General features: G+C 66.8%; 1 protein-coding gene. It reads left to right on the top strand.

Features of this window, described 5'->3' with window-relative positions:
• The coding region (locus V0R37_RS23015; RefSeq protein ID WP_420376681.1) for a tetratricopeptide repeat protein at positions 1 to 244 on the top strand (244 nt) is incomplete at both ends.

Here is a 244-nt window from a genome sequence, read left to right as displayed (position 1 = left end):
CCGCGCGCGGCGTGCGCGCCAGCATCGAGTTCAGCGAACAGGCGCTACCTGCCGAAGAGATCGCTGCACTGGGCGAGCGCACGGATAGCGAAGCTCAATACCAGCGGGCGCTGCGCCAGGTGGCCGATGGCCAGTACGACGCAGGCCTGGAAGCCCTGCTGGCGCTGATGAAGCAGGACCGCGCCTATAACGACGACGCGGCCCGCAAAACGCTACTGCAGGTATTCGATGCGCTGGGAGCCGA

The sequence above is a fragment of the Pollutimonas rozaliensis genome, from assembly GCF_048751585.1.
Classification (GTDB): domain Bacteria; phylum Pseudomonadota; class Gammaproteobacteria; order Burkholderiales; family Burkholderiaceae_B.
This window is presented reverse-complemented; position numbering and strand designations above follow the sequence as displayed.